This window comes from Nonomuraea sp. bgisy101 (genome assembly GCF_057708945.1).
Map to the genome: position 1 here is coordinate 1 of NZ_JBYITD010000120.1, position 686 is coordinate 686.

Annotated in this window: 1 pseudogene; it reads left to right on the plus strand. The window is 62.0% G+C overall.

Annotation, left to right across the window (positions count from 1 at the left end):
* Nucleotides 1-81 precede the first annotated feature (81 nt).
* Nucleotides 82-686 (plus strand): annotated as a pseudogene (locus AC3EO4_RS55700) (DNA-directed RNA polymerase subunit beta); the annotation flags it as partial.

Genomic DNA, 686 nt, shown 5'->3' on the forward strand with positions numbered 1-686 from the left:
GACCCGCTTCTCTTGCTCACGTTGCGAGGTCGTCTGGCGTGCGTGTAGTCAGTCCGCCGCGAGCCCTCGGAAGGACATCTGTTGGCAGCCTCGCGCAACGCCTCCGCCGTACCCGCCGGTCCCCGTCGCGTTTCGTTTTCGCGTATCCAGGAGCCCCTCGAAGTTCCTGACCTTCTTGCACTGCAGACCGAGTCATTCGACTGGCTGCTGGGCAACGAGAAGTGGAAGGCCCGGGTAGAGGCGGCTCGCCAGGCCGGGCGCAAGGACGTCCCGACCCAGTCGGGCCTCGAGGAGATCTTCGAAGAGATCAGTCCCATCGAGGACTTCTCGGGGACCATGTCCTTGTCGTTCCGTGACCATCGGTTCGAGCCGCCCAAGTACTCAGTCGATGAGTGCAAAGACAAGGACATGACCTTCTCCGCCCCGATGTTCGTGACGGCGGAGTTCATCAATAACACCACTGGTGAGATCAAGAGCCAGACGGTGTTCATGGGCGACTTCCCGCTCATGACGCCGAAGGGCACCTTCATCATCAACGGCACCGAGCGTGTCGTGGTCTCCCAGCTCGTCAGGTCGCCGGGTGTCTACTTCGACCGCAGTGTCGACAAGACCTCCGACAAGGACCTGTTCGGCTGCAGGGTCATCCCCTCCAGGGGCGCATGGCTCGAGTTCGAGATCGACAAGCG